This is a genomic window from Kribbella sp. NBC_01484 (assembly GCF_036227145.1).
GTDB lineage: Bacteria > Actinomycetota > Actinomycetes > Propionibacteriales > Kribbellaceae > Kribbella.
The window spans coordinates 7,031,776-7,055,358 of sequence record NZ_CP109437.1 but is presented as its reverse complement, the minus strand read 5'-3'; the positions used below and the strand labels follow the sequence as shown (position 1 = coordinate 7,055,358).

General features: G+C 66.9%; 18 protein-coding genes and 2 pseudogenes. 10 read left to right on the top strand and 10 right to left on the bottom strand.

All coding sequences use genetic code 11. From position 1 onward, the window contains the following. Positions 1-57 precede the first annotated feature (57 nt). The 4 genes from OG555_RS34050 to OG555_RS34035 all read left to right on the top strand — a co-directional run bounded on the left by OG555_RS34050 (position 58) and on the right by OG555_RS34035 (position 3,041). Positions 58-546 (top strand): GntR family transcriptional regulator, encoded by a 489-nt coding sequence (locus OG555_RS34050; RefSeq protein WP_329476707.1) that lies wholly within the window; start codon positions 58-60, stop codon positions 544-546. Continuing rightward, a complete protein-coding gene (locus OG555_RS34045) occupies positions 543-1,430 on the top strand; it encodes an ABC transporter ATP-binding protein (RefSeq protein ID WP_329476706.1) in 888 nt (295 codons plus the stop codon). Before OG555_RS34050 ends, OG555_RS34045 begins: the two co-directional genes overlap by 4 nt. Continuing rightward, entirely contained in the window at positions 1,427-2,467 is a 1,041-nt protein-coding gene (locus OG555_RS34040; RefSeq protein ID WP_329476704.1) for a hypothetical protein, read from the top strand. Before OG555_RS34045 ends, OG555_RS34040 begins: the two co-directional genes overlap by 4 nt. Positions 2,468-2,546: 79 nt before the next feature. Continuing rightward, positions 2,547-3,041 carry a hypothetical protein gene (locus OG555_RS34035; protein WP_329476702.1) on the top strand — a complete coding sequence of 165 codons (495 nt, stop codon included), beginning with the start codon at positions 2,547-2,549 and terminating at the stop codon, positions 3,039-3,041. Here the strand turns inward: OG555_RS34035 and OG555_RS34030 are convergent. Beyond that, a complete protein-coding gene (locus tag OG555_RS34030) occupies positions 2,961-3,935 on the bottom strand; it encodes an NYN domain-containing protein (protein WP_329476700.1) in 975 nt (324 codons plus the stop codon). The genes OG555_RS34035 and OG555_RS34030 overlap by 81 nt on opposite strands. A gap of 494 nt (positions 3,936-4,429) precedes the next feature. Here OG555_RS34030 and OG555_RS34025 point away from each other — a divergent pair, with 494 nt between their 5' ends. Beyond that, positions 4,430-5,056, top strand: coding sequence for a GNAT family N-acetyltransferase (locus OG555_RS34025; protein WP_329476698.1), 627 nt, complete (start codon positions 4,430-4,432; stop codon positions 5,054-5,056). Between the two features lie 614 nt (positions 5,057-5,670). Here OG555_RS34025 and OG555_RS34020 read toward each other — a convergent pair. The 3 genes from OG555_RS34020 to OG555_RS34010 form a co-directional block, all read right to left on the bottom strand. Then, on the bottom strand, positions 5,671-6,033 hold the full coding sequence (locus tag OG555_RS34020) for a hypothetical protein (RefSeq protein ID WP_329476696.1): 363 nt from the start codon (positions 6,031-6,033) through the stop codon (positions 5,671-5,673). Positions 6,034-6,464: 431 nt separating this feature from the next. Continuing rightward, positions 6,465-9,005 (bottom strand): ATP-dependent helicase HrpB, encoded by a 2,541-nt coding sequence (gene hrpB, locus OG555_RS34015; protein WP_329476694.1) that lies wholly within the window; start codon positions 9,003-9,005, stop codon positions 6,465-6,467. 463 nt (positions 9,006-9,468) lie between these two features. Further along, a complete protein-coding gene (locus tag OG555_RS34010) occupies positions 9,469-9,798 on the bottom strand; it encodes a cupin domain-containing protein (protein WP_329476692.1) in 330 nt (109 codons plus the stop codon). Between the two features lie 297 nt (positions 9,799-10,095). Between OG555_RS34010 and OG555_RS34005 the strand changes: the two genes are divergently transcribed. Further along, positions 10,096-10,440, top strand: coding sequence for a VOC family protein (locus tag OG555_RS34005; RefSeq protein WP_329476690.1), 345 nt, complete (start codon positions 10,096-10,098; stop codon positions 10,438-10,440). 133 nt (positions 10,441-10,573) lie between these two features. After that, entirely contained in the window at positions 10,574-10,969 is a 396-nt protein-coding gene (locus OG555_RS34000) for a nuclear transport factor 2 family protein (protein ID WP_329476688.1), read from the top strand. A 219-nt stretch (positions 10,970-11,188) separates the two neighbouring features. Here the strand turns inward: OG555_RS34000 and OG555_RS33995 are convergent, their stop codons facing one another. The 3 genes from OG555_RS33995 to OG555_RS33985 form a co-directional block, all read right to left on the bottom strand. Then, positions 11,189-11,527, bottom strand: a complete 339-nt coding sequence (locus tag OG555_RS33995) for a hypothetical protein (protein ID WP_329476686.1) — start codon at positions 11,525-11,527, stop codon at positions 11,189-11,191. 148 nt (positions 11,528-11,675) lie between these two features. Next, entirely contained in the window at positions 11,676-12,704 is a 1,029-nt protein-coding gene (locus tag OG555_RS33990; protein WP_329476685.1) for a Gfo/Idh/MocA family protein, read from the bottom strand. A gap of 102 nt (positions 12,705-12,806) precedes the next feature. Then, on the bottom strand, positions 12,807-15,266 hold the full coding sequence (locus OG555_RS33985; RefSeq protein WP_329476683.1) for an ATP-binding protein: 2,460 nt from the start codon (positions 15,264-15,266) through the stop codon (positions 12,807-12,809). Between the two features lie 355 nt (positions 15,267-15,621). Between OG555_RS33985 and OG555_RS33980 the strand changes: the two genes are divergently transcribed. From OG555_RS33980 to OG555_RS33970, 3 genes are read left to right on the top strand one after another with little or no spacing between them, the layout of a single operon-like run. Beyond that, positions 15,622-16,773: a patatin-like phospholipase family protein gene (locus OG555_RS33980; protein WP_329476681.1), complete on the top strand. Its 1,152-nt coding sequence runs from the start codon at positions 15,622-15,624 to the stop codon at positions 16,771-16,773. Then, on the top strand, positions 16,770-18,506 hold the full coding sequence (locus OG555_RS33975) for a hypothetical protein (protein ID WP_329476679.1): 1,737 nt from the start codon (positions 16,770-16,772) through the stop codon (positions 18,504-18,506). Before OG555_RS33980 ends, OG555_RS33975 begins: the two co-directional genes overlap by 4 nt. Beyond that, on the top strand, positions 18,506-19,786 hold the full coding sequence (locus OG555_RS33970; protein WP_329476677.1) for a hypothetical protein: 1,281 nt from the start codon (positions 18,506-18,508) through the stop codon (positions 19,784-19,786). Before OG555_RS33975 ends, OG555_RS33970 begins: the two co-directional genes overlap by 1 nt. Positions 19,787-20,645: 859 nt before the next feature. On the opposite strand, the gene OG555_RS33965 is transcribed toward OG555_RS33970, so the two are convergent. The 3 genes and pseudogenes from OG555_RS33965 to OG555_RS42995 all read right to left on the bottom strand — a co-directional run. Further along, complete coding sequence (locus OG555_RS33965) at positions 20,646-21,830, bottom strand: hypothetical protein (protein ID WP_329476675.1); 1,185 nt, start codon at positions 21,828-21,830, stop codon at positions 20,646-20,648. Further along, a pseudogene (gene groL / locus OG555_RS33960) lies at positions 21,827-22,993 on the bottom strand (chaperonin GroEL); the annotation flags it as partial. The gene OG555_RS33965 and the pseudogene groL, both read right to left, overlap by 4 nt. 150 nt (positions 22,994-23,143) lie before the next feature. Further along, positions 23,144-23,563 (bottom strand): annotated as a pseudogene (locus tag OG555_RS42995) (TCP-1/cpn60 chaperonin family protein); the annotation flags it as partial. Positions 23,564-23,583: the final 20 nt, after the last annotated feature.

Below are 23,583 nucleotides of genomic sequence, written 5' to 3'. Positions count from 1 at the left end.
TCACGTCTCCCTGCGGCTGTGGCTTGTCTGGAGCGTGGAGCCCTCTATAGTTTAACTATGACACTAGATAAGCAGGACAGGGGTGACCCGGCGTCCTCGCCGATCGTGTTCACCCTTGATTTGGCGTCAGGCGTGCCCACCTACCTCCAGCTGGTGCATCAGGTCGAGCACGCGCTGCGGCTGGGCTACCTCAGGCTGGGAGACCAGCTCCCCAAGGTCCGCGAGGTCGTCGCGGATCTGGCGATCAACCCGAACACCGTGCTGAAGGCCTACCGCGACCTGGAGAGCAAGGGGCTCACGGCGGGTCGTCCCGGACAGGGGACGTTCATCAAGGCGAGCCTCGACCAGATCGACCTGGCCGGTGTCACAGACCTTCGTACGTCGCTGCTCACGTGGCTGCGCGACGCCGACTCGTCCGGCCTCGACCACGACGGCATCGTCGCGTTGTTCTCGAGCACCCTGCGGGATTTCGCTGAACGCCGCGAGGTCGGCACCCCTCGCGGCGTGCCGAGCGAGCGCAAGCGGGCCGGAGGTGGTGCAGCATGACGACCGCCATCGAGACTCGCGAGCTCGGCAAGACGTATGGTCGCATCGCCGCACTCTCCGACTGCACGCTCAGTGTTCCCGAGGGCCAGCTGGTCGCGCTGGTCGGTCCGAACGGCGCCGGCAAGAGCACCCTGCTCAATCTCGTGGTCGGCCTGGCGGCACCAAGCAGCGGTGAGGTCTCCGTCCTCGACGGCGTACCGGCCGGCTCTCCTGCCGCTCTGGACGGGATCGCCTTCGTGGCCCAGGACATGCCGCTGTACCGGAACCTGTCGGCGACGGGCCTGATCCACCTCACCCGCAACCTGAACCAGCGTTTCGACGACGACTATGCGCGACGCCGCCTCGACGACGTGGGCATTCCGCCACGACAGAAGGCCGGAAAGCTCTCCGGGGGCCAGCGGGCACAGCTCGCCCTGACACTCGCATTGGCCCGGCATCCCAGGCTCCTCGTGCTCGACGAGCCCACCGCGCCTCTCGACCCGCTCGCCCGCCACGACTTCATGGCCGCCGTCATGACAGCCATGGCCGAGGACGGCATCTCCGTCGTGCTCTCCTCCCACGTGCTCGCCGAGCTCGAGCGGGTCGCCGACCACCTGGTCCTGATCTCGCGCGGCCGGGTCCGTCTCGACGGCGCCGTCGAGGACCTGCTCGCCGCGCACCGCCTTGTCACCGGCCCCCGCGACGAACACCTCGACCCCCGCTGGCGAGCAATCCAGCAGACCACCGCCGGCGCTCAGAGCCACCTCGTCGTCGAGGCCCCGCCGGACAGCCCCACACCGCTGGGCTGGGAGGGCCGGCCGATCAGCCTCGAAGCGCTGACGATGGCCTACCTGCGCGAGGACGCCCGAACATCAGGACCGACACCCCTGGAGGCGCTGCGATGAGCACGACCACCCTGACTCCGGTCCCGCCGCACGCGGCACGACCGATCCCCTGGCAGCGGCTCGCCTGGGTCAGCTGGCGCCGGCAGCGGACCATGATCCTCACGACCCTCGCGCTGCTCGGCCTGGTCGCGATCTACCTCCTCGTGACCGGACTGCGGATGCGTTCGGCCTGGAACACCGTCAACGCCTGTACCCCGCGACAGTCGAGAGCCTGCAACTTCGAGTGGAACAACTTTCACGACCGCTACTCCAACCCCGGCATCATCAGCGCGGTGTTCCTCTTCGCGCCGCTCCTCATCGGCGCCTTCGCCGGCGCGCCGCTCATCGGCCGCGAGCTCGAGACCGGCACCTTCCGCTACGCCTGGACCCAGGGCGTCGGCCGCCTCAGGTGGGCGATCGCACTGCTTGTCCCGGGTGCGGTCGTGGTCGCCGTCCTGACCGGAGCGTTCGGCGCGCTGGTCTCCTGGCACGACCACCCGTTGTGGGACGCCGACGTCACCGCCCGGCTCGGTGCCAACGAGTTCCCCACCACCGGCATCGCGGTCGTCGGCTGGAGCCTGCTCGCGTACGCCGTCGGCGTACTCGCGGGGTTCCTATGGCGACGTACGCTGCCCGCGCTCGCCACCGCCCTCGCGAGCGGCTTCGGCCTCGCCCTCGCCGCATCCAGGTTCCGGTTCCACTACCTCGCGCCGCTCAAGACCAAGAGCCTCGACTTCGTGCCCGGCTCGCAGACCATCCAGCAATGGTGGGAGAAGGCGGGCGCCGTCGTGAGCAACAGCGACCTCAACGCCACCCTCCAGTCGGCAGGCGTCCAGCAGGTCAATATCGGTGGCGGCGGCAAGACCACGCCGACTACTCCCGGCGACGGCACCGACCCGGTGACCTACCTGCTCCACCACGGCTACACGCAGTGGACCAGCTACCAACCGGGCAGCCGGTACTGGACGTTCCAGTGGATCGAGTTCGGCTGGCTCACCGCACTCGCGGTCGTCCTCCTGGCCGCCACGTTCTGGCTGATCCGCCGCCGCGACGCATGAGCACGAGCCGCATCGGCGCTCGGAGACCGGCGTCGGGACAGTTCCGTCGAGCACCATCGGAGTACGCAGGGATGCCAGGATGAAGAAAGGTGGCGTGATACAGGTCCAGTTCATCTCGAGCGTCGCTGTGATCACCCCGGATCCGAGCGTGAGCCGACGGTTGTACGTCGATGCGATGAGGCTGCCCCTCATCGAGGAGGCGGACCACTACCTGCACACCGAGAACCTAGAGGGGAGTCGAAGCTTCGGCGTCTGGCCGTCGGATGTCGTTCAGGCGTGTGTGGGAGGATGCGCTGCCCGCGGCGAGGCCGGAATCAGCCCTGGCCACGCACTCGATGTCGTAGGCGTAGTGCTCTCGACGCTCAGCTCTCCGCTCCGCGTACGGGTGGCACCGTTGTTCGATCGCAGGGGTAGCGAGCGTGGGTGTGGCCGCCTTCGTGTTAGCGGCGAGGCGTCGCTTGCCTGGATCGTCGGGTGCGGTCTGAGTCATCCGCTACCGTGCGGCCAGCGTCGGATTGAGCCGTACGAGCTGAGCGGAGGTTGTCTCGTCGAGTTCGGCGACGGCTTCTCGTGACCTCACGAAGTCCGAGAACGATCGGTAGCCGAGCGCCCTCTCGCTGAACGACGGGTCCATGCGCTTCATCTGACTCTTCACCGCGGAACTGTGCAGCCAGTCTGCGTCGTCTTTCTCTTGTCCCAGGCGCAGCGCCCGCTCGAGGAGGCTCGTCGCCAGCCGCTGGGGATCTTCGGAGTCGGGGTCGGCCTCGTTTCGCACGGTAGCGCCCGGGCGCCTGGTCCGTCGCGAGCCGGGTTGGGAGACGGTTCCGGCGGGCCCGTCGGGTTCAGCCTTGGGGGTTGCCGGCTGTTCGGTCGCCGACTGGGAGGTGTCGATGGGTGTGACACCGGGCAACGCGTCGTACGTCACGAGCTCGTCGCAGGCTGCGGCGAGCGATCTGCTGGTCGATCCGGCCACCCCCACGCCCACGACGTAACGGCCAAGGCGCCGACAGCGTTGGGCCAAGGCGATGTAATCGGAGTCTCCGGCCACGATCACCACATGGGTCAGGTCCGGGAGGCGGAACATGTCTTCTACCGCGTCTACGGCCAGTCTGATGTCGGCACCGTTCTTGGCGTAGGCCGCGGCGGGAAACAGTTGCACCAGGTCCACTGCGCGACTGACCAGTTGCCCGCGGTAGTCGGCGTTGACCGGCTCTGACCAGTCCGCGTAGGCGCGCGTGAGGACGAGCGTGCCGAACGACGAGGCGAAGTCGATGACTGCGCCGATGTCGACCGTGGCGCGCCTGAGCTTGTCTGCGATGTCGGGCTCGGCCGACATCTCCGCCCGGTCGAACGCCCGCACCTTGTCACGCTGGAACTGGCTACGACCATGCACCTGGTCGTAGCGCGAGATCACAATATTGTCGAAGTCGATGTAGACGGCGACACGGGTCACGCCGGGTTCGGCCATGATTCCCCTTCTCGATGGGATGTGCTCCAACGCCATTCTGCCCAAGCGCGAGGCATCTTCCGGCGCCTCATGGTCCAGCGAACTTGGCACCTTGCGCCGAGCTCCGTGCTCAGGAACTCATGGTGAGACGTGTGGTTAGTGTGCGTGTCCCTCCTCGGACACCGAAACAGCTGTTTGATAGGAGAGGTGACACGGATCCGCGTGTCGCCTGTTTCTGTTCGCGGCCTGGTCTGCCGTGGCGGCGGGATGTTGCTGATGGCAACGGTTGCAGGAACCTCCAGATTTTGTGACGGGCATCCCACTGCGACGGTGACGGACGCTAAGCTTCAGCCGGTGGCGACCCGGGGGATACGTCCGGACTGTGTTCGGTCGAACCGGTGAACCCGCCCAAATTGCGCAGGAGCGTGGCGTGAGTAGCGACTTCGGCTTCTGGAAGCAGGCGTGGGCGAGGCAATCTTCGACGCCGCCACCGGCGATGCGAGACGATGTATCGCATGAGCCCAACACTCGGTGTCAGGCGCTATCACCCCGACGACCACGCCGCGCTGTACGACATCTGTGTCCGGACGGCCGACGGGGGCCGCGACTCTCGGCACATCTACCCAGACCCGGAACTCATGCCGAGCATCTTCGCCGGCCCCTACCCCTATCTGGAACCTGATCTCACGTTCGTGCTGGACAACGGTGACCGCGCTGTCGGCTACATCCTCGGCACCGCAGACACGGCCAGGTTCGTCAAGGAGTACCGCGCATCGTGGCTGCCCACGATCCAGCAGCGATACCCGGCGCCGAGCACCCCGCCAGTGACGCCCAGTGAGATCATGATCGGACTGATGCACAATCCCGAACGCATGCTCGTGCCCGAGCTCGCGCCATACCCGGCACACCTGCACATCGATCTACTGCCGCAGTACCAGCGCCAAGGTCACGGCCGCACGCTGATGTACGCCTTCCTCGACGCGCTACACCGCAAGCAGGTGTCCGCCGTGCACCTCGGCATGGCCACGACCAACACCGCAGCCCGCGCCTTCTACGACCGACTGGGCTTCCACGAGATCTCAGTCCCGGACCACGGGCCGGTGACCTACCTCGGGCGCCATACGGACCTGGACAACCTATGACTCGAACGGGCACCTGAAGACCCAGACGCTGCCGGGGACCGAGGAGGAGACGCATCCTGTGGCTGTGTCCCTGTCGGCCGACGCGCTCGGCCTGCCAGAATCCCTCTGGTCGTCGAAGGAGCGGAAGGCGGGCTCGCAAGCTGGCTACTGGGCAACTGAGGTACTACGGGAACCCGCGACTCATTGTGGAGCCACATACGGGCCGATCGGTGTGGAGGAGAACCTGCCACCCCAAGCCCCTTCGCTCCGGCGAGTCGATCGGAACGTTGGCGTTCATCTCGTCCACGCTGTCCGACGCCGTCACGACCAAGTCCAGACCGCCTTCGAGCGCCCCCGAAGCATCCACTGGCCGACGGGCCAGTCCTACTCAGGCTGGCAGCCTTGTCCACGCCGTACTGGTCGACCTTGTAGTCCTGGCTCTCGGCATTCACCGGCGGTCGCTCGCTGCCGAAGCCGAGCGACTGCGGGTACTTCTGTGCCTCGGTGCCCTGGCAACGGGCGCTGTCAGCCCGACGCCAGGGTCAATGCCGCGTCGCGGTCAGGGCGACGGTGGTGGTCCAGGTCTTCGGCACCATCGGAGCCTCCGTGTCGCTGCGGCTGGTTCGAGCGGGTGGTCACCGCACCTCGATGCGGATGCGCTTGTTCGCCTTGCCCCTGGACTCGGTTCCGGTGACGGCGACTGAGCCCATCTCGGCGGTGCTGAGGACGTCGGTGCCACCGTCGGCCTGTTTGTCGAGGCCGACGATGTCGATCACCCGGAGCGGGTCGATCTCGCGCGGGATCAGGTGAGCGGCGACCCGGATCAGTGCGGGGTACGCGTCGGCCATCTCGCGCCCGACGAAATCCACCACGATCACCCGGGCGGCCGCGATCTCCTCGTTGATTCGAGCCTCGAGCCACCGGCTCAACTCCGCCGACAGCGCGTCGAACGCGAAGTCCAGTCGGCCTTTGCCGGGCTCGATGTTGCCGCCGGTCACGCGACGCCGTGGTCCGCCCAGATCACCCCGCAAAGAAGGTGCAGTGCTCCGACCACTCCAGGAAAACGGGATCGTTACGCTTCAATTCTGTTTCAGCATCCATGGGCACACCTTTGACGGGCCGCGGACACGGCCCGTCAAAGGGCCGCTACGACTGCAGGGACTCTGCTCAGTTGCCGATGATGGCGTGGTCGAGCAGCTCGCTGTCGTCGGATACGGTTTCTCGATCGACCTCGGCTAGAATCACCGGCTACGGTGTTCCACTTCCGGGATCTCCCGAAGCTCCAAGCGTGTGGTCAAGTTGCGTGTCCGGCCTCGGACACCAGAGCTATTCACAAGGCTTCGCGGGTACACCGGCTCCCGGAGCCTTTCCATTTCCCCCGCACCCTCCTCCGTCGCGTGCGCCTGTTAAGAGGCGACCCCAGCTCGGTTCACTGGCGAGGCTTTGGTCGCTTGGTCGGGATGGCGGTGAGTGGATCTTCCGGCCATGGATGGCGGGGGTAGCGGGCTCGCAGATCGGCTCGGACCTGGGGATAGCCCTGCTTCCAGAAAGAGGCGAGATCGCTCGTGATCGCGACCGGGCGCCGTGCCGGCGACAGTAGATGCAGAACGACAGGGACACGACCGTCCGCGACGGCTGGAGTGGCAGTCCAGCCGAATACCTCCTGCAGCTTCACGGCGAGGATCGGTGGCTCGACACCGTGGTACGCGAGTCGCACCTCGGAGCCCGATGGGACCCGGAGCCGTTCCGGTGCGAGTTCGCCGAACCGGGCTGCCGCGGGCCATGGCAGTAGTCGCCTGAGCGCCGAAGCCACGTCGATGTGGGCAAGATCGCGTGCGCCTCGCACGGAGGCGAGCTCGCTACCCAGCCATCCGTCAAGATCGGCCAGGAGTGCCTCGTCGTCGACCGCGGGCCACGGGGATCCGAGGTGGGCATGGCAGAACGCAAGCCGCTCCCGCAAGGCGAGTGCGGCCTCCGACCAGCGCAGTACGGACAGACCGCTGTGCCGGATACCGTCGCGGACGGCCGCTTGGACCAGCAGCCGGTCGGGCTTTGCCAGCGGGACGTCGTTGAGCACGATCGCGCCGAGTGCCTCAACACGCCGCGTCACGATCCGGCCGTCGTCCCAGCGGATCTGGTCGGTGGTCGAGATGAGGTCGCCCGCGATGTCTCGCGCGGTCTGCTCATCGATCGGCGCCGCGGACCGGATCCTGGCGTCGGCGCGACCCGGTGCCCGGTCAGCAGCCGCGATCGCCAGCCAGGTCGTCGTCCGCAACGGCGACTGCGGATCCAGCGCAGCACCCGTACCACCAGACATCTGGTACGTCGCGAGGTCGGCCCCCCGGACCCGCGCAATCCGATCCGGATACGCCAGCCCCACCACAACCCCCACTGCAAGATCATCCGGTAGAACGCGCGTCCCTCCACGAACCGCCGGCCGCACTCCATCACCACCCAACGGGTCGCCGGTCGTCGTGCCTCGGCCGAGGCGCTTCGTTTCTTCTCGCCAGCGGGCCGTGGCTCCGCGGTCCTCGCCACGGCGGAGGGCACGCCAGCGGGCCGGTAGATCATCGCCGAAGTCACGGCCGGAGTCGTCCGAAAGCATCGCGACGACCTCGCGCGCCCGGTCAGCGCCGACCCGCGGCGTCCCATCCAGCAACGCACGAGCCAACCGAGGATGCGCCCCGATCGCCGCCATCCGCCGTCCCCGCTCGGTGATCCGGCCACCGTCGTCAACGGCATCGAGGCGGCGCAGCAATTCGGCGGCCGCGGTCATCGCCACCACCGGCGGCGCCTCCAGCAACGTCAGACCGGCACCAGCAGGCGCACCCCACGCCGCCAGGTCGAGGGCGAAGCCTGCCAGATCGGCGATCGCGATCTCCGGCGCCGGATGATCGTCGAGATGCGAGTGGTCGGTGGCAGACCAGCACCGATAGACCCGGCCAGGCGCCTCCCGCCCGGCGCGCCCCGCTCGCTGGTCGGCCGACGATCTCGAAACCCGGCAGGTGACCAACGCACCGAGGCCACGCGATTGATCGGTCCGCGGCTCCCGGGCAAGACCCGAGTCGACCACAACCCTGACTCCAGGCACCGTCAGCGAACTCTCGGCAACCGACGTCGTGACCACGATCCGACGAGTGGCGGCCGGCCTCAACGCGCGGTCCTGTTCAGCCCTGGACTGGCGACCGAACAACGGCAGAACATTCAGACCGGCCAACCGGCGAGTCACACCGTTGATCTCGGCCTCCCCCGGGACGAACACGAGGATGTCGCCGTCGTTCTCGGTCAGTGCACGCCGAACGACGGCCGCGATGTGATCCAGCAGTCGCGGGTCGACCCGCCCACCGGGAAGCAGCGGCACGGGGACCGGTGGTGAGGCCCATTCGATCGCCACGTCGAACAGCGCCGCGGACGCGGTGATCACTGGGGCCGGAATGTCGGTGCCCAATGCGCGACTCAGCCTGTTCGTGTCCGCCGTGGCCGAAGTCGCAACGATCGCCAGGTCTTCCCGAAGATTCGCCCGGATGTCGACGCAGAACGCGAGCAGCAGATCGGCATCGAGGTGTCGCTCGTGGCACTCGTCGATCACAATCGCGGCGACACCCGGCAGCTCCGGGTTCTGCTGCAGACGCCGTACGAGGAGCCCTGTCGTCACCACCTCGATACGGAGTCCTTTGCCGCCGCTGCGTTCACCGCGCATCGCGTAGCCGATCCGCTGCCCGAGCGGTTCACCGACCAGCATCGCGAGCCGGGCCGCCGCCGCGCGGGTTGCCATCCTTCGCGGCTCGGCGACGATGATCGTGCCCCCGAGCGCGTCGCCCAGCGCAAGCGGCAACAGCGAGGTCTTCCCCGATCCGGGCGGCGCAACCAACACCGCAGTACCGCGCGAACGCACCGCATCGACCGTGGCAGGCAAAACCGCCCGGACAGGCAGATCCGCCCCCGGCACCGACGACTCAGGCAGCAACACGCCCCGACGCTAACCGACCAATACGGCAGAATCCCGCACCTACCCGCAAGCGGATTGATCCAAGCCGCCGACTCGGAGTCGAACATTGCCTCGAAGTCGGCACACCAGGCCCCAATTCATGAGCGCGGATCGATGGTTAGGCAGGGCGTGCGGTCCTCAGCCGGTCTAGCTCCTTGGCGGTGAACATCGCAAAGTGCCCGGCGCGTCCAAGGAGCGCCCCAACTGGACGACTACGCGCGGCCATCAGTCAGCAGGAGATCGCCACGTCACGCCGCAGGCCCGAGCTCCAGGCGTGTGGTTAAGGTGCGTGTTCCTCCACAGATACTGAAACAGATGGTTCAGTTGTGGCCGGCGGCACAGGTCGTGCCGCCTGTTGTGTTTGCGGCCGGCGGGCCGCTCGCACATGGAATCAGTTGCCGTCAGCAATCGCACGATCCGCACTCGCGGCTCGGCGCGAGAGGAATCAGTGCAGTGCGACCGTGAGCAGTAGGACGGACGATTCCAACGCTTCGACGTCGTGGCGCTGCGGCGGCACCGCGACCAGATCACCTGGACCGAGCTCGACCTCCGCGTCACCCGCACGGACCCGGACACGGCCACGCAGGCACAGCAGCGAGGCATCCCCGGGGCTCTTGTGCTCACCCATCACCCGACCTGCGGCAAGCGCCGTGAGCGTCTGCCGCAGACGGGCACCGGGCCTGCTGTAGACCGTGACCGAGCTGCGCCCGCTCTCGGCCGACGCTGCCTTGGCAAGCCGCTCGGCAGCCAAATCGTCGATCGACGAGACATCCATCCGTCGATGATCGCACGGCGAGAGCCGGGTGACCCCGGCACCGCGCACCATCACGATCTGCCATAGCGGCCGGTCTCGAGCATCGGGGGCCCGGCGAGCTCGGCGACGATCCGCGGCGGGCCGTCCTGGCCGTCGGGACAGCGGCGCACGCCGATGTGCGACACCCGGTCGACAACGCGAACGTCGACCCAGCGGGCTCGGCGTCAGCGTGTCGCCGACCCCGACGAGGTCAGTTCGCAAGTTCTGGGTACAGACGATCACGACGAGTCATTCAGCCGGGTGAGAAAGGCGACACCGATGGCGATCAACGCAGTACTGGCGGTGATACCGGTCGGGCAATTCGATACAGCATGCGACTGGTACGCGTCGTTCTTCGGGCGTCCAGCCGATCAGCGACCGATGGACTCCTTGGCCGAATGGCATCTGATCGACGCCGGCATCGTTCAGGTCTTCCACGATCCAGGCAAGGCCGGCCGTACGACCGTCAATTTCCTCGTCGACGACCTGGACGAGCGAGTGGGCCGGCTGACCGCGACGGACATCGCCACCGCTGATCCTCTGGTAGTGGCGAGCGGCCGCCAGCGACTCGTCACGTGCACCGACCCCGAGGGAAACCAACTCGGCCTCCTCGAGACCACCTGACCCCCCAGCCGGATGGCGCATCCGCCGCGGCCTGCCGAGGAGCACCATGATCCTGCGCGACCCCGGATCGCGACAGATCTGGCTGCCTGCATTCGCGTTCTTCGCAGAGAGATGAGCGGACTAAGGTGGGCCAGTGGACAAGCAGACCGCTCAGGACTGGCTCGACCAGTACGTCGAGGCGTGGATGTCCTACGATCCGAGCGACATATCAAGGCTGTTCAGCGAGAACGTCGCGTACCGCTACCACCCGTATGACGAGCCGATCGCCGGTCGGGACGCGGTCGTCGCATCCTGGCTCGGACAGAGCGCGTCGGGCGGCGCCTCCACCCGCGACGCGCCCGGCACCTACGAGGCCAAGTACTCTCCGGTCGCGGTCGACGATGACACCGTGGTGGCCACCGGCACTTCGCGGTACCGCGAAGTGCCTGACGGACCCATCGTCCGCACCTACGAGAACTGCTTCATCATGCGCTTCGACGGCGCAGGACGCTGCCGTGAGTTCACCGAGTACTACGTCCGCCGCCCCTGAACGCTGCGGGCAACGACCGCTCGGCAACTCGGTCAATGAGGTGGCGACTACGACATCGGGCATCAACCGGCTTAGCTCTCCAGGCCGACACCCTGCACCTGCATGGTCTCAGCCCGTCGATCGGATCGGTCGGTGACGCCTACGACACTCACCGCGCCGGCAGGTGACGGATGTCGAACGTCAAGGACGGATCGCCGACCGGGACCAAGAGGATCACGGTCACTTCTCGCTGATGACGAGTGGGTCGCGTCCTCGACGCACGCCAAGGGTGATGCCGAGTGTGGCGCCGGCGGCGGAAATAGCACCGAGCGCGACCCAGGTTGTATCCGGTCGTTCTTCGCGCTCGAGGGGCTGGACCTCGTAGTACGGATCGTAGTTGGAGTAGTTGTACGGCTGGCCGCAGCCCGGACAAGCCGCAACCCTCGACGCGACCGGCGGGTCATGAGGCTTCACGTTGGCGTTCACCGGCAGCGTGATCGAGAGAAGAGCCGCACAGGCTGCCCCGCCCGCGGCGACGCCGACCATTCGCGACCTTCTGGTGCTTTCTGACCTAGACATGGTCGATGCTCCGCTCCTCGCGTCGGCGGGCTCGCACAGTTGGCGGACCAGGTACGCCGAGAATCCAGAGATGATCGGATGGCAATCGGGTGTGCGAGGTCGGCCCCTCCGACGAGGGCGGGTTTGTTCCTCTGCTTCCGGCCGGCAGTCAGTAGGCGGTCAGCGTTGGCGCCAGGGCCACAGGGCGCAGGCTACGTGCGCTCTGACCGACAGCGTCGATGACGCGAAGTACTCTGCGTCCGTCCGTCGCCGTGATGGCTGCCGGTCGTTGATCGACGATCGCCGACGCGAACTCCGCCAGCTCAGGCACCAGCATCATCGTGACGTTGTCGCCTCGCATCGACGGCCGGATGATCGTCGGTTCCCGGTACGCCTCGAGAACGTCGCTCTGAACCTCGATCTCGAACTGTACGAAGTTCCGCCCCCGGAGCCCGATGAAACCCGAGCTGCCAATGATCCGGAAGTCGTAGAAGAACCCGGAGGCCTTCTGAGTCACGACGAGCTGCGCGAGACGACGGTCGCTGAATCCCAGCGTGGCGGCCGATGTCTCGTCGACTTCAGTGTCGGCTGCATAGTGCACACGGGCCGTGACCTCGCTTGGCTCCTCGCCCATGATCCACAGGGCGAGATCAATCAGATGGCAGCCGACGTAGAGCATCGGGCCGCCGCCGGAGCTGGCTTGAGCGACCCAACCGTCGTCCATCGCAGGGGTCCCGATAGCACCAGTGATCACCCGGGGGTCGCCCACGGCTCCCTGCGCCAGCAACTGCGACACATACCTCGCCATCCCGTAGCGGAACGAGTACCCGACCATGCAAGTCACGTCGGCGCTGGCCGCGGCGAATTCAACCTCCTTGGCCTCTTCCTCGTTCAGAGCCATCGGTTTCTCGATCATCACATGTTTGCCGGCCCGGATCGCGGCCAACGCTGTGGGGGCGAGTGCATCGTGCGTCGTCGCGATCAACACGGCGTCGACGTCTGGGGCACCCAGAAGCTCGACAACTGACTTGTGAGAACTGACGCCGTCAGCCAGTACCGCGACGTTCCGCCTGGCGACCTCGTCAGGATCGGCGCACGCCACGAGTTGCAGCTGGTCCGACCGTACGACGGCTCGGGCCAAAGCCGTGCCGTGTCCACCACATCCGACAACCGCCGTTCTCAAGGGCTCGATGGTCATGAGAGCCTCCTTCGTTGCCAACACGGTAGTTGCCGGGGCGGCTGTGGATCGATGTGCACGATGTACGCACTTGGTTCGCAGTTCCACGTTCCGATCAGCGAGCTACGAAGAGTCCGGGTCAGCGACCGACGTACTCATCTCGAGGCGCCGTGTGAGCTCTTCAGCTGCCAGATCGACAGCGTCGCGGATGGCTAGGTCGAGTCCGCAGGACCACGCCGCCTCGAATTCGGACCCACCCAGCCGCTCGCGAGAACCTCCCAGTAGTTGGAGGATCTCGGTTTCCTCCATCGACGGCCGTGGAGCACCGAGCTGGGATCGCCGCTCGGTCGCCGCTGCGATCACGCGGACCGCGATTGCCATCTCGCCGAGCCCGCCGAGGGCCTGTGCCGCGATCTCGATGCAGCGAACCGAGGCCGTCGAGCCGGTGTCGCCGATCTCGAGACTCAGCTCAAGGCTGTTCCGAGCAAGCTCTGCCGCACGCTGGACCAGTCCTAGCTCCAGCATGACCAGCGCCAGATTCATGACAGCAGAACGCTCGCCCATGCGCGTACCGGTCTGACGCCACAGCACGTGACACTCCTCGAGCAGTGTCAGCGCCTGGTCGAGCCGACCGGCCCTGCGGGCTTGCAGTCCCATCTCGTTCAGCACATAGGCGACGCCCCATCGATCGCCCAGCTGTCGCTCAAGCGTCAATGCCTGCTCGAGCCACGACATCGACTGCTGCGGATCGCCCATCAGACCCGTCACCCGCGCCAGACCCAACAGCGCCTGCGCCTTTTCGGGCACGCTCCCGGCACTGTCGGCTGACTCCGCCGCAGACTCGTACAACTCAAGCGCCTCGGCGTACTTGCCGTGATGCAGCACGAGGTCGCCCAGCCCGCAGCAGGCACGGGACCACACCGTCGGGTCATCGAGGGTGCTGCTCATGGATCGGCTGGTCTCGATCAGTTCGAGAGCCCGGTCGAGATCACCGGCGTACTCAGCGAGCCGTCCCCACGAATACAGGCCGGCAGCCACAGCGGGCGATGACCTCCCACCGGTGCGATCGAGGAACCGCTCGAACCACTCCTCACCCTCGAGAAGGAAGCCTTGCGACAACCAGAAGCCGCTGAGCGCCTGGCACAACTCGAGACCCGCATCGAGCCGCTCCCCTTCGAGCAGCCACCGCAGGGCCGCGCGGAGGTTGGCGTTCTCGACGCGCAGCCTGGCAACATCGCGGGGATAGCGGATACCGAGGCGAGTGGCCGCGCCGGCCTCGGCGACCGTCAAGAAGTACCGTGCGTGACGGTCGCGAGTAGTTTCTGCGTCAGCGGCGCCGGCGAGGCGCTCCGCGGCGTACTCACGAATGATCTCGAGGAAGCGATAACGTCGCTCTCCGCCTCCTTCTTCGACGGCGACAACGGACTTCTCGACCAGTCCCTCGAGAGCCCTGACCACAGCGGCTCGCGAGATGTCGCCATCCGCGCAGACGTCTCGCGCTGCGTCCAGATTCCAACCGCCGTTGAAGCTGGCCAGCTGCGTCATGACCCGCTGCTCGGTCGTGTCGAGCAGCGTGAAGCTCCAGTCCAGAGCCGCGCGGAGCGTGCGGTGCCTCGGTGGAGCGACTCGACCACCTCCCGCCAAGAAGTCCAGCCGATCGGCGAGGAGGTCGGCGACCTGGGCCACGCCGAGAGCCGGTATGTGCGCGGCTGCGAGCTCGATCGCCAGGGGTAGGCCCTCCAACCGGCCGCAGACTTGGTTGACAACGTCGGCTTCACCTCGTGTGAACGCTGGTGCGCCGGCCGCATGCGCCCGCCGGCTCAGGAGCGCGACCGCGTCGGCGGTGGTCAACCGTGGCACGACCCACACCGTCTCGCCGTGGATCCTCATCGGCTCGCGACTAGTGGCCAGAATTCGTAGATCCGCAGCATCGCGCAGCACTCCGTCGACCCACTCCGCACACGCCGTCACCAGGTGTTCGCAGTTGTCCAGCACGAGCAAGGTCTGCATCGAATGCAGATGCTCACGTACCCGTTCCGCGGCAGGCTGTCCGGGTGCCGGGATCACGCCGAGTGTTGCCGCAACGGTGGCCGACACGAGCGCGCCATCGGCTACAGGTGCCAGGTCGACCAGTACGGCGCCGTCGCGGTACATGGCCTCCGACTCTCCTGCCAGTTCGAGGGCGAGCCGGGTCTTTCCGACCCCAGCCGGTCCCGTGAGTGTGAGGAGTCGCGAGGTGCCGGCGAGACCTGCCAGGTCGGCCAGCTCACCTTGCCGCCCGACGATCGGTGACGGCTCGATGGGTAGGCGGTACCGCGCTGCGGCGCCTTTCGCAGTGCGATGGCACGCCGCCATGAACTCTTCGCGGTCAGCCGAGCTGAGTTTCAGCGCATCGGCCAGCCGCCGAGCGGTATCAGGGTAGGGAGAGTTGCGGGCGCCCCGCTCGAGGTCCGCGATACCACGGCGACTGAGGCCGGCCTCCTGTGCGAGCACCTCCTGCGACATGCCCGCCAAAGCGCGGTAACGGCGCAACACCACGCCAAACCGCTGCTCCCCACTCGACGACCGCCCATCGAGCCCCACTCAGCAACCATAGCCCCGATCCACCGACGAGCTAGGCCAGAACCTGGGGGGGCAGTGATATGCGGCGGGTTGTCGGGAACGTACGTCTCAACCGACACGATCGCCGGACGAACAGGTAGCCGCGACCGGACGACCTTGCCTGCGGCGACCGCCGCCGGCCGCGAACTCATCGATCACGAACACCCGCAGCCGGTGACCCGCTGCCGCCTTCCGCGGATGCGGATGACCACGGTGGTTCGTGGATTGACACCCCGTGGTGGGCGTGCCTCACTGAACGGAAGGGGATTCGTCGTGAGGTGCGACGAACGTTTGCCGACGGGCCGCTGGGGATCGGCGATGTCGGGGGGAGATCGACATGACCGAAGCCATTGCCGAACTAGCTGATCCTGTCAGGCAGTTGCCGGCAGATCCGGACGAGGCGCCCGTGGACGGCGTGGCAGTGTGTCTGTCCGGTGGCGGGTATCGCGCCATGTTGTTCCATACCGGCGTGCTCTGGCGGCTGGCCGAGACTCGCTGGCTGCACCAGGTCAACCGGATCTCCAGTGTCTCGGGCGGCAGCATGACCGCCGGTATGCTGGCCAAGGTCTGGCCGGAATTCCACCAAGCGGCCGATCCGCACCAGGCGTTCGCCGACCTGGTCGTGGCGCCGATCCGTTCGCTGGCGTCGCGCACGATCGACAAGCCGAGCGTGATCTCCGGCCTCCTCTCGCCGTTCACCACGATCGGCGAGCAGTTCGAGGCGGAGTTACGCCAACACTTGCTGGGCGACACGATGCTCGCCGATCTTCCGGTCACCCCGACGTTCGTTTTCAACTCGACGAACACCGGCTCCGGCAACCTCGTCCGGTTCAGCCGGGACCGGATCGCGGACTGGCGGGTCGGCCGGGTCGAGCATCCCGAACTGCGATTGTCCGCAGCCGTTGCCGCGTCGTCCGCCTTCCCGCCGTTCCTGTCGCCGTACCGTCTGGATCTCGGCAAGGCGACCTGGATCGATGACAAGGGCAACGATCTCACCGGAGCCGAGTACCGCGACGAGTTCGCGCTGACCGACGGCGGCGTCTACGACAACCTGGGGCTCGAGACCGCGTGGAAGCGCTGCCGCACCGTCTTCGTCTCCGACGCCGGAGGCAGCCTCTCGCCCCAAGCGGATCCGGCCGCGGACTGGGCCCAGCACATGCTGCGAGTCACCCAGTTACTCGATCATCAGATCAGGTCGCTGCGTAAGCGGCAGGTGATCGAGTCTTTCGTCCAGGGCCGCCGCGACGGCGCGTACGTCGGTATCCGCAGCGACATCACCCGGTACCCGGCGGAAAAGTTGCTCCAGGCACCTTTCGCCGTCACCACCGGGATCGCCGAGATCAAGACGCGGCTCAAGGAGATCCCGGACAGCGACCAGGAACGGCTGATCAACTGGGGGTACGCCGTCGGCGACGCCGGACTGCGATCACATCTCGACACTGCCGCGGCTCCCCCGGCCGCCTATCCGTATGCCGGCGGCGTAGCGTGACCGACGCCGAGGCGTACGTCGAAGGTCCAGCGGTACGCGCGGCGCGCAACGTGACCGACCTGACGATCATCGCTCAGGATCCGTCGGTGCGGAGCGGTCCCGACAAGCACATCCTCACCGCGCGTGCCAAGGTGCCGGCCGCTCGACTCGAACCAGGACCGCGGACTCCGAGGTTCTACGTAGTGGACTATGACGCCTCCACCGGGACGCTCGTGCCGGCCGCGAATCTGCCGCCGGACAGCGACCTGTTCGCCAAGGCCGACGACAAGACGCTGACCACCGACTTCGCGTTTCATGCCCAGCAGGTGTACGCCGTCGCCGCCCGCACGCTCGCCACCTTCGAGTCCGCCCTCGGACGTCGCCTGCACTGGGGGTTCGCCGGACATCAGCTGTACCTCGTGCCGCACGCCTTCAGTGAAGCGAACGCCTACTACTCGTTCGACGATCGGGCCCTGCTGTTCGGCTATGTGCCAGGTGGCGACGACTCCACCATCTATACGTGCCTGTCGCACGATGTCGTCGCGCACGAGACGACCCACGCGGTACTCGATGGTCTGCGGCACCACTTCCTCGAACCGGGCCTGCCGGATCAGGCGGGCTTCCACGAAGGCTTCGCGGACATCGTCGCCTTGCTGTCGGTGTTCTCGCTCCAGGAGGTCGTCGAGGTCTGCCTCGATCTGGGATCCACCACCAGCCGCCTCAGTTCTGACATGACCGACGAGAACGTCCTCCGCACCAGTGTGCTGACCGGCGTCGCCGAACAGCTCGGCGATGTGCTGACCCAAGGACGCGGCGCGCTGCGAAGGTCGGCCCTCGAAAAGCCGCCGCCCGATTGGAGCAGCCTTCCGGCGTACCAGGAACCGCATCGCCGCGGGGAGATTCTGGTCGCCGCCGTACTCGAAGTCCTGCTCGATCTCTGGACCCGCCGCCTGACAGCCCTCAAATCCAAGCGCAGCGGCCGAGCCAAGCCCACCGTCGACCGGGCTCGGGCGGCAGAGGAAGGCGCCAAGGCCGCAGGACATCTGCTGACCATGCTCATTCGGGGCCTGGATTACCTGCCACCGGTCGAGTTCGAGTTCGATGACCTGCTCGATGCCGTGATCCGCGCCGACGAAGAGGTCCTGCCGGAAGACTCCCTCGGGTACCGCAAGGGCCTGGTCGAGCAGTTCGCCCGCTTCGGCATCGGGCGCCCGCCCGACACCAGCCGCGACCTGGTGTCCGGCGCCTTCCCGGCCCACTACGCGACCATGAACTTCACCGCGCTCCGGACCGCGGGCGACGAGGTGTTCCGCTTCATGTGGGAGAACGCCCCGTTGCTCGGCATCGACACCGACTACCACACCCATGTCGAGGCCGTGCTCACGACCGAACGCGTCGGCCCGGACGGCCTCGTGGTTCGCGAGTCCGTCGCCAACTACGTTCAGATGCTCCAGCTCACGGCAGGCGAGCTCGAGAAACGCGCAGGGATACCGTTGCCCGCGGATCTCGACCCCGCCACGACGCTGCAGATCTTCGGCGGCGGCACCCTGGTCTTCGACCAGTTCGGGCGGGCGAAGCTCCACATCGTCAAGCGGTTGGACGACTGGCAACGTCAGGTCGAGCGGGCTCGGTACCTCCACGACGCCGGCTTCTACGACAACGCAGGCAGGCTGGGGTTCTCCTTCGGCGGAGCGGCGGGCCAGATCTTCACCGAGCTGCACTCGGCCGGCTCCGACACCGGGGAGGTGTGGTGATGGCCACCTTGGTTCCGGCCAGAGTCCGGGTCCGGATGTACCAGGTCGGCTTCGGCGACTGCTTCCTGGTCACGATCGAGTACGACGGCGCCGGCGGGAACACTCGCGCGGAACGGCACATCCTCTTCGACTGCGGCTCGACCAGCGGCCCGGACGACAGGCCGGTGAACATGGCCGACATCGCCGACCTCATCGCCGAGCACACCCACGGCAGTCTCGATGTCCTCGTCCTCACCCACCGGCATCGCGACCACCTGCTCGGTTTCGGCGACACGCACGGCGCGGAGGTCTTCCGGACGCTCGCTCCCAAGCTCGTACTGCGGCCTTGGACCGAGGATCCGACGCTGCCTGCAACCGCCGACGGACCAGCGGATGACGGTGCCGCAGCAGCGGGGAGGTTCGCAGTTCACCTGGCCAATGCCCAATCGGCGGTTGCAGGGGTCGCCACCGCGACCGCGGAGAGTAGCGGTGCGAAGCACGACCTGCACGAGGAGGCACTCCAGGCGCTCCCGAACCAGGCGGCGGTGACCGCGCTCGACACCTTGGCCGCCGACGGACGAGGTCAATATCTGCACGCCGGCACGGCGTTGCGCCTGCAGAGCGTCGTACCGGGCCTCAAGGTCACGGTCCTCGGACCGCCGACCGTCAACCAGGACAAGCGGGTTGCGAAGCAGGTCAGCCGCAATCCGGAGTACTGGATGCTACGGCTGCAACAGTCCCTGACCGCGTCCGCACCGGCGGAGGTGCAACCGCCCGCCGACGTACCGCCCGGCCAGGTGCGCTGGCTCGTCGAGCATCTGGCCAAGCACCAGACAGACTCCCTGACCAGGCTGGTGCGGGACCTCGACGACGCGATGAACAACACGAGCTTGATCCTGGTGCTCGAGATCGGGAACCTGTCGATGCTGTTCCCGGGCGACGCGCAGATCGAGGACTGGCAGCCGACCCTGGACAAGCTCGCGGACGACCAGGTCCTGAGCGCCAAACTCGCCGGGATCGACCTCTACAAGGTCGGCCACCACGGCAGCCGCAACGCCACCCCACGCAGCCTGTACGCCCTGTGGACAAAGCGCCCGGCCGGTGCCCCACCACTGACCGCGCTGATGTCCACCAAACCCGACGTCCACGGCCACTCCGCCCAGACCATGGTCCCCCGCCAAACTCTGGTCGACGCACTCAAGGAAGTAGCCACCCTCTTCTCCACCGACGATCTCGCGAAAGACCGCGCGTTCCTGGAAGTCGTCGCGCCCGCCACCGGCGGCCCATTCAAACCCGTATAAGCGGCGTCGGCGTCGCGTTGATGGCCGCCGAGTGCAGAGGTTCCCGTTGCCAAGTAGCAGCAGCCCATGAACAACCTCGCTTGGATATCAGCGGACTCGGGGTTCGAGTTGGCCGCCCTCCGGCTCAGGCGTTCAGCTCCAAGCGCGTGGTCAAGGTGCGTGTTCATCCTCGGACACACAATTGACCACGCGGGACAGGCGTGGTCGAGACTTCAGCCACCCGTGTCGATGGTCGTAATCGACCGCCAGCCGAAGCGCGTCGTACAGCTCAGCGAGCTCCCGCGGATTTGCCCGATCCAGCGCCCGTGGGATGTCCCCTAGGTGGTCAACCATCGCTCGAATCTCATTCGGCGGCCCACCTCGGCCGATCGCTTCTCAGCAACCGCAGCGTTGTACTGCGTGGTGAGCTCGGCAGCATCCCAGCCGGCCCCCAACGCGTGCCGAAGCCGCAACATCGTCGCCGAGGCCGCCACGACCAGTGACCGGAGCGGCAGCAGGCCTGGGCACTCCGGCTACCGGTGCGGCGGTGTCCGTGCTGGCCGCTACCGGGGCGCTGGTCCAGCCACGCGCGGGACGCGCCTTGGATGCCGCCCGGATCACTGCCTGAGGTGGCCTGGCAGTCGGCCTGCTCATAGCGGCTGCCGGTCTCGGTTGTGCGACCGTCCCGGGAATCGTCGGCGTGCTGCTTACCGGCGTGTTGATCGGGACCGGCACGGGACTGATCACGCCGCTGGGCTTCGCGGCGCTGGTTGCCTCAACACCGCCGGCGCTGCGACCAGCAGGTTCTCGCCGATCTGATCGCCCTCAGTTCGCACTCGCGACGGTGCAGCCAGTCGGATGGCGTGGGACCCGTGCTCGCTCATCGGTGGAGGAGTCTGCGGATTACCGAACTTGCCAGAAGCGCTCGGAAGGCTCTGAGCCGCGATTTGGGCGGCGGTACACCGTTCGCACCGACTGCGGCAGTAGAGAAGTCACTGGCCTTCCCCGGCAGACGCTCGAACCGATCGAACAGAGGTTCCCATTCCTTGGAACCCGTTCGGACGAACCCATTCAGCATTCGCCACAGCTTGCGCTCCTGCTCGAGCGATTGCGGCAGGACGAAACCGAATGCGGCAGCAACCTTGCCTCTGTTCGTGTTGACCAGGGCTGTGACCGCTGCTCCCCAATCACCGGTCTGGGCCACGGCTCGGCGACAAGTCAGGACAGACGCCACGATGCCTGCGAGCCCGGCAGCCACCAGTGGTAGTCCATCGGTCCGCCAGGTATCAGGGTTCACCAAGGGCACGAGAGACGCAAACGCGAACAGCGCGAAGACCACGCTGCCGGCGAGAAAGACCTCGACCCCCTGTCGTGCCGCCTCGATCTGCTCGCGCACCTGATCCTCGGCCGCACCGACGAACTCGTACCACAGGATAAGGATGTCGAGGCCGAACCGCGCGTTGCCGTAGCGCTCGAAAGCCCGGATGCGATTACCCAACGCAGATGGCATCAGCTCGGCTTCTTCGCTTGGGTAGTCCCGCCAGTTCTTCAAACCGCCGACCGGACGCTGCGTCAGAAGACGCCGTACGGGAAGCACCCGCTTCCTGGCCAATGCCTGGGCAGCCGGCGCGTCGGCGCGGAGTTTTGTCAGCCGGGCGAGGCTCGCTGCGTCTTGACTGGTGCCGGCCGCGGCCGCACGACGCTCGGCCACGGCTAGTCGCTCGGACAGCCGGAGATTCTCGCGGTGCAGCCAATGGGTGCGCTTGCGACGGTTCTTGACCCGCGCCGGCAGGTGGTACCCCTCGTAGAGCCGGAAGAAGAACGTCGCGTTCAGACCGAGCGACAGTGTCAGGAGCAACCAGATCACCAGGAACAGCCAGGCGTTCGACAGACCCGAGGCGTTCAAGCGCTGCAGGAACACGTCAGGCAAGACGTGATCTTGCCAAGCGGGCAGCGCGACTGCCCACCACGCAGCCATGCCGATCGCCACCGGAAGTCCCCAGGCAACCAGGACGAACGCGACGCCTTTGGCCGAGGCGATCGACTTGAAGACCTCGCTCGTCACGCTGGGACCTCTGGAACGGCCTGCTCAGGTTTGTCGGCGATGACGGCCTCGGTGGTGAGGAACAGGGCCGCGATGGACGCCGCGTTCTGCAGCGCCGAGCGCGTCACCTTGGCCGGGTCGATGATGCCGGTGGCGATCAGGTCGACGTACTCACCGGACGCGGCGTTGAGGCCCCAGCCCGGCTCGAGGTTGCGAACCTTCTCCACCACGACGCCACCCTCGAGGCCGGCGTTCACGGCGATCTGCTTCAACGGCGCCTCGACCGCGGACCGCACGATCGCGGCACCGGTGGCCTCGTCACCGTCGAGGTCCAGCTTCTCGAACGCGATCACCGACGCCTGCAGCAGCGCCACGCCACCACCGGCGACGATGCCCTCCTCGACGGCCGCCTTCGCGTTGCGAACGGCGTCCTCGATGCGGTGCTTGCGCTCCTTCAGCTCGACCTCGGTGGCCGCGCCGACCTTGATCACCGCAACGCCACCGGCCAGCTTGGCCAGCCGCTCCTGCAGCTTCTCGCGGTCGTAGTCGGAGTCCGACTTCTCGATCTCGGCGCGGATCTGGTTCACCCGGCCGCCGATCTGGTCGGCGTCACCCTCGCCCTCGACGATGGTCGTCTCGTCCTTGGTGACGACGATCTTGCGGGCCTGGCCGAGCAGCTCCAGGTCGACGGAATCCAGCTTGAGGCCGACCTCCTCGGAGATCACCTCGCCGCCGGTGAGGACGGCGATGTCGACCAGCATGGCCTTGCGGCGGTCACCGAAGCCCGGCGCCTTGACGGCGACGGCCTTGAAGGTGCCCTTGATCTTGTTCACGACCAGGGTCGCCAGCGCCTCGCCCTCGATGTCCTCGGCGATGATCGCCAGCGACTTGCCGGTCTGCATGACCTTCTCCAGCACCGGGACCAGGTCCTTGATGCTCGAGATCTTGCTGTTGACGATCAGGATGTACGGGTCGTCGAGAACCGCTTCCATCCGCTCGGTGTCGGTCACGAAGTAGGGCGAGATGTAGCCCTTGTCGAAGCGCATACCCTCGGTGAGCTCGAGCTCGAGACCGAAGGTGTTGCTCTCCTCGACGGTGATGACACCTTCCTTGCCGACCTTGTCCATCGCCTCGGCGATGATCTGGCCGACCTGGTTGTCGGCGGCCGAAACAGACGCCGCCCATCGGATCATCTCGAACCCACTCGGCTCCGCAGGAGACTCCGCCGGCGACTCTTCTAGGTCCTCGTCGTCTGGCTCCTCCGGCGGATCGGTCGGATCCCCTGGCGGACGCCCCATCGCGGACACCGCGTTCCCCGCCGGCACGCCGTACCGCATCGTTGCTATCGGCAATGCGAGCTGCTTCAGTTCCGCCACAATCGCCGCCGTAGCCTTCTCGATGCCGCTCTTCAGGGCCATCGGGTTGGCGCCGGCTGCAACGTTGCGCAGCCCCTCGCGAACCAGAGCCTGAGCCAGCACAGTCGCAGTCGTCGTACCGTCGCCCGCGACTTCATCTGTCTTCTTGGCGACCTCTTTGACGAGCTCGGCCCCGAGCCTCTCGTACGGATCCTCGAGCTCGATCTCCCGAGCGATCGAGACACCATCGTTGGTGATGGTGGGCGCCCCCCAGGTCCGGCCCAAGACGACGTTGCGGCCCTTCGGGCCAAGCGTCACCTTCACCGCATCTGCAAGGGTATTCATCCCTCGCTCCAGGGCGCCCCGCGCGTCCTCGTCGAACCGAATGATCTTCGGCATTCCCCACCCCCCACTCGCAG

Bases quoted from the DNA above. Each gene is read 5' to 3' on its own strand.
- OG555_RS34050 (WP_329476707.1), top strand. From the start codon at position 58: ATGACACTAGATAAGCAGGACAGGGGTGACCCGGCGTCCTCGCCGATC.
- OG555_RS34045 (WP_329476706.1), top strand. From the start codon at position 543: ATGACGACCGCCATCGAGACTCGCGAGCTCGGCAAGACGTATGGTCGC.
- OG555_RS34040 (WP_329476704.1), top strand. From the start codon at position 1,427: ATGAGCACGACCACCCTGACTCCGGTCCCGCCGCACGCGGCACGACCG.
- OG555_RS34035 (WP_329476702.1), top strand. From the start codon at position 2,547: ATGAAGAAAGGTGGCGTGATACAGGTCCAGTTCATCTCGAGCGTCGCT.
- OG555_RS34030 (WP_329476700.1), bottom strand. From the start codon at position 3,935: ATGGCCGAACCCGGCGTGACCCGTGTCGCCGTCTACATCGACTTCGAC.
- OG555_RS34025 (WP_329476698.1), top strand. From the start codon at position 4,430: ATGAGCCCAACACTCGGTGTCAGGCGCTATCACCCCGACGACCACGCC.
- OG555_RS34010 (WP_329476692.1), bottom strand. From the start codon at position 9,798: ATGGATGTCTCGTCGATCGACGATTTGGCTGCCGAGCGGCTTGCCAAG.
- OG555_RS34005 (WP_329476690.1), top strand. From the start codon at position 10,096: ATGGCGATCAACGCAGTACTGGCGGTGATACCGGTCGGGCAATTCGAT.
- OG555_RS33995 (WP_329476686.1), bottom strand. From the start codon at position 11,527: ATGTCTAGGTCAGAAAGCACCAGAAGGTCGCGAATGGTCGGCGTCGCC.
- OG555_RS33990 (WP_329476685.1), bottom strand. From the start codon at position 12,704: ATGACCATCGAGCCCTTGAGAACGGCGGTTGTCGGATGTGGTGGACAC.
- OG555_RS33980 (WP_329476681.1), top strand. From the start codon at position 15,622: ATGACCGAAGCCATTGCCGAACTAGCTGATCCTGTCAGGCAGTTGCCG.
- OG555_RS33970 (WP_329476677.1), top strand. From the start codon at position 18,506: ATGGCCACCTTGGTTCCGGCCAGAGTCCGGGTCCGGATGTACCAGGTC.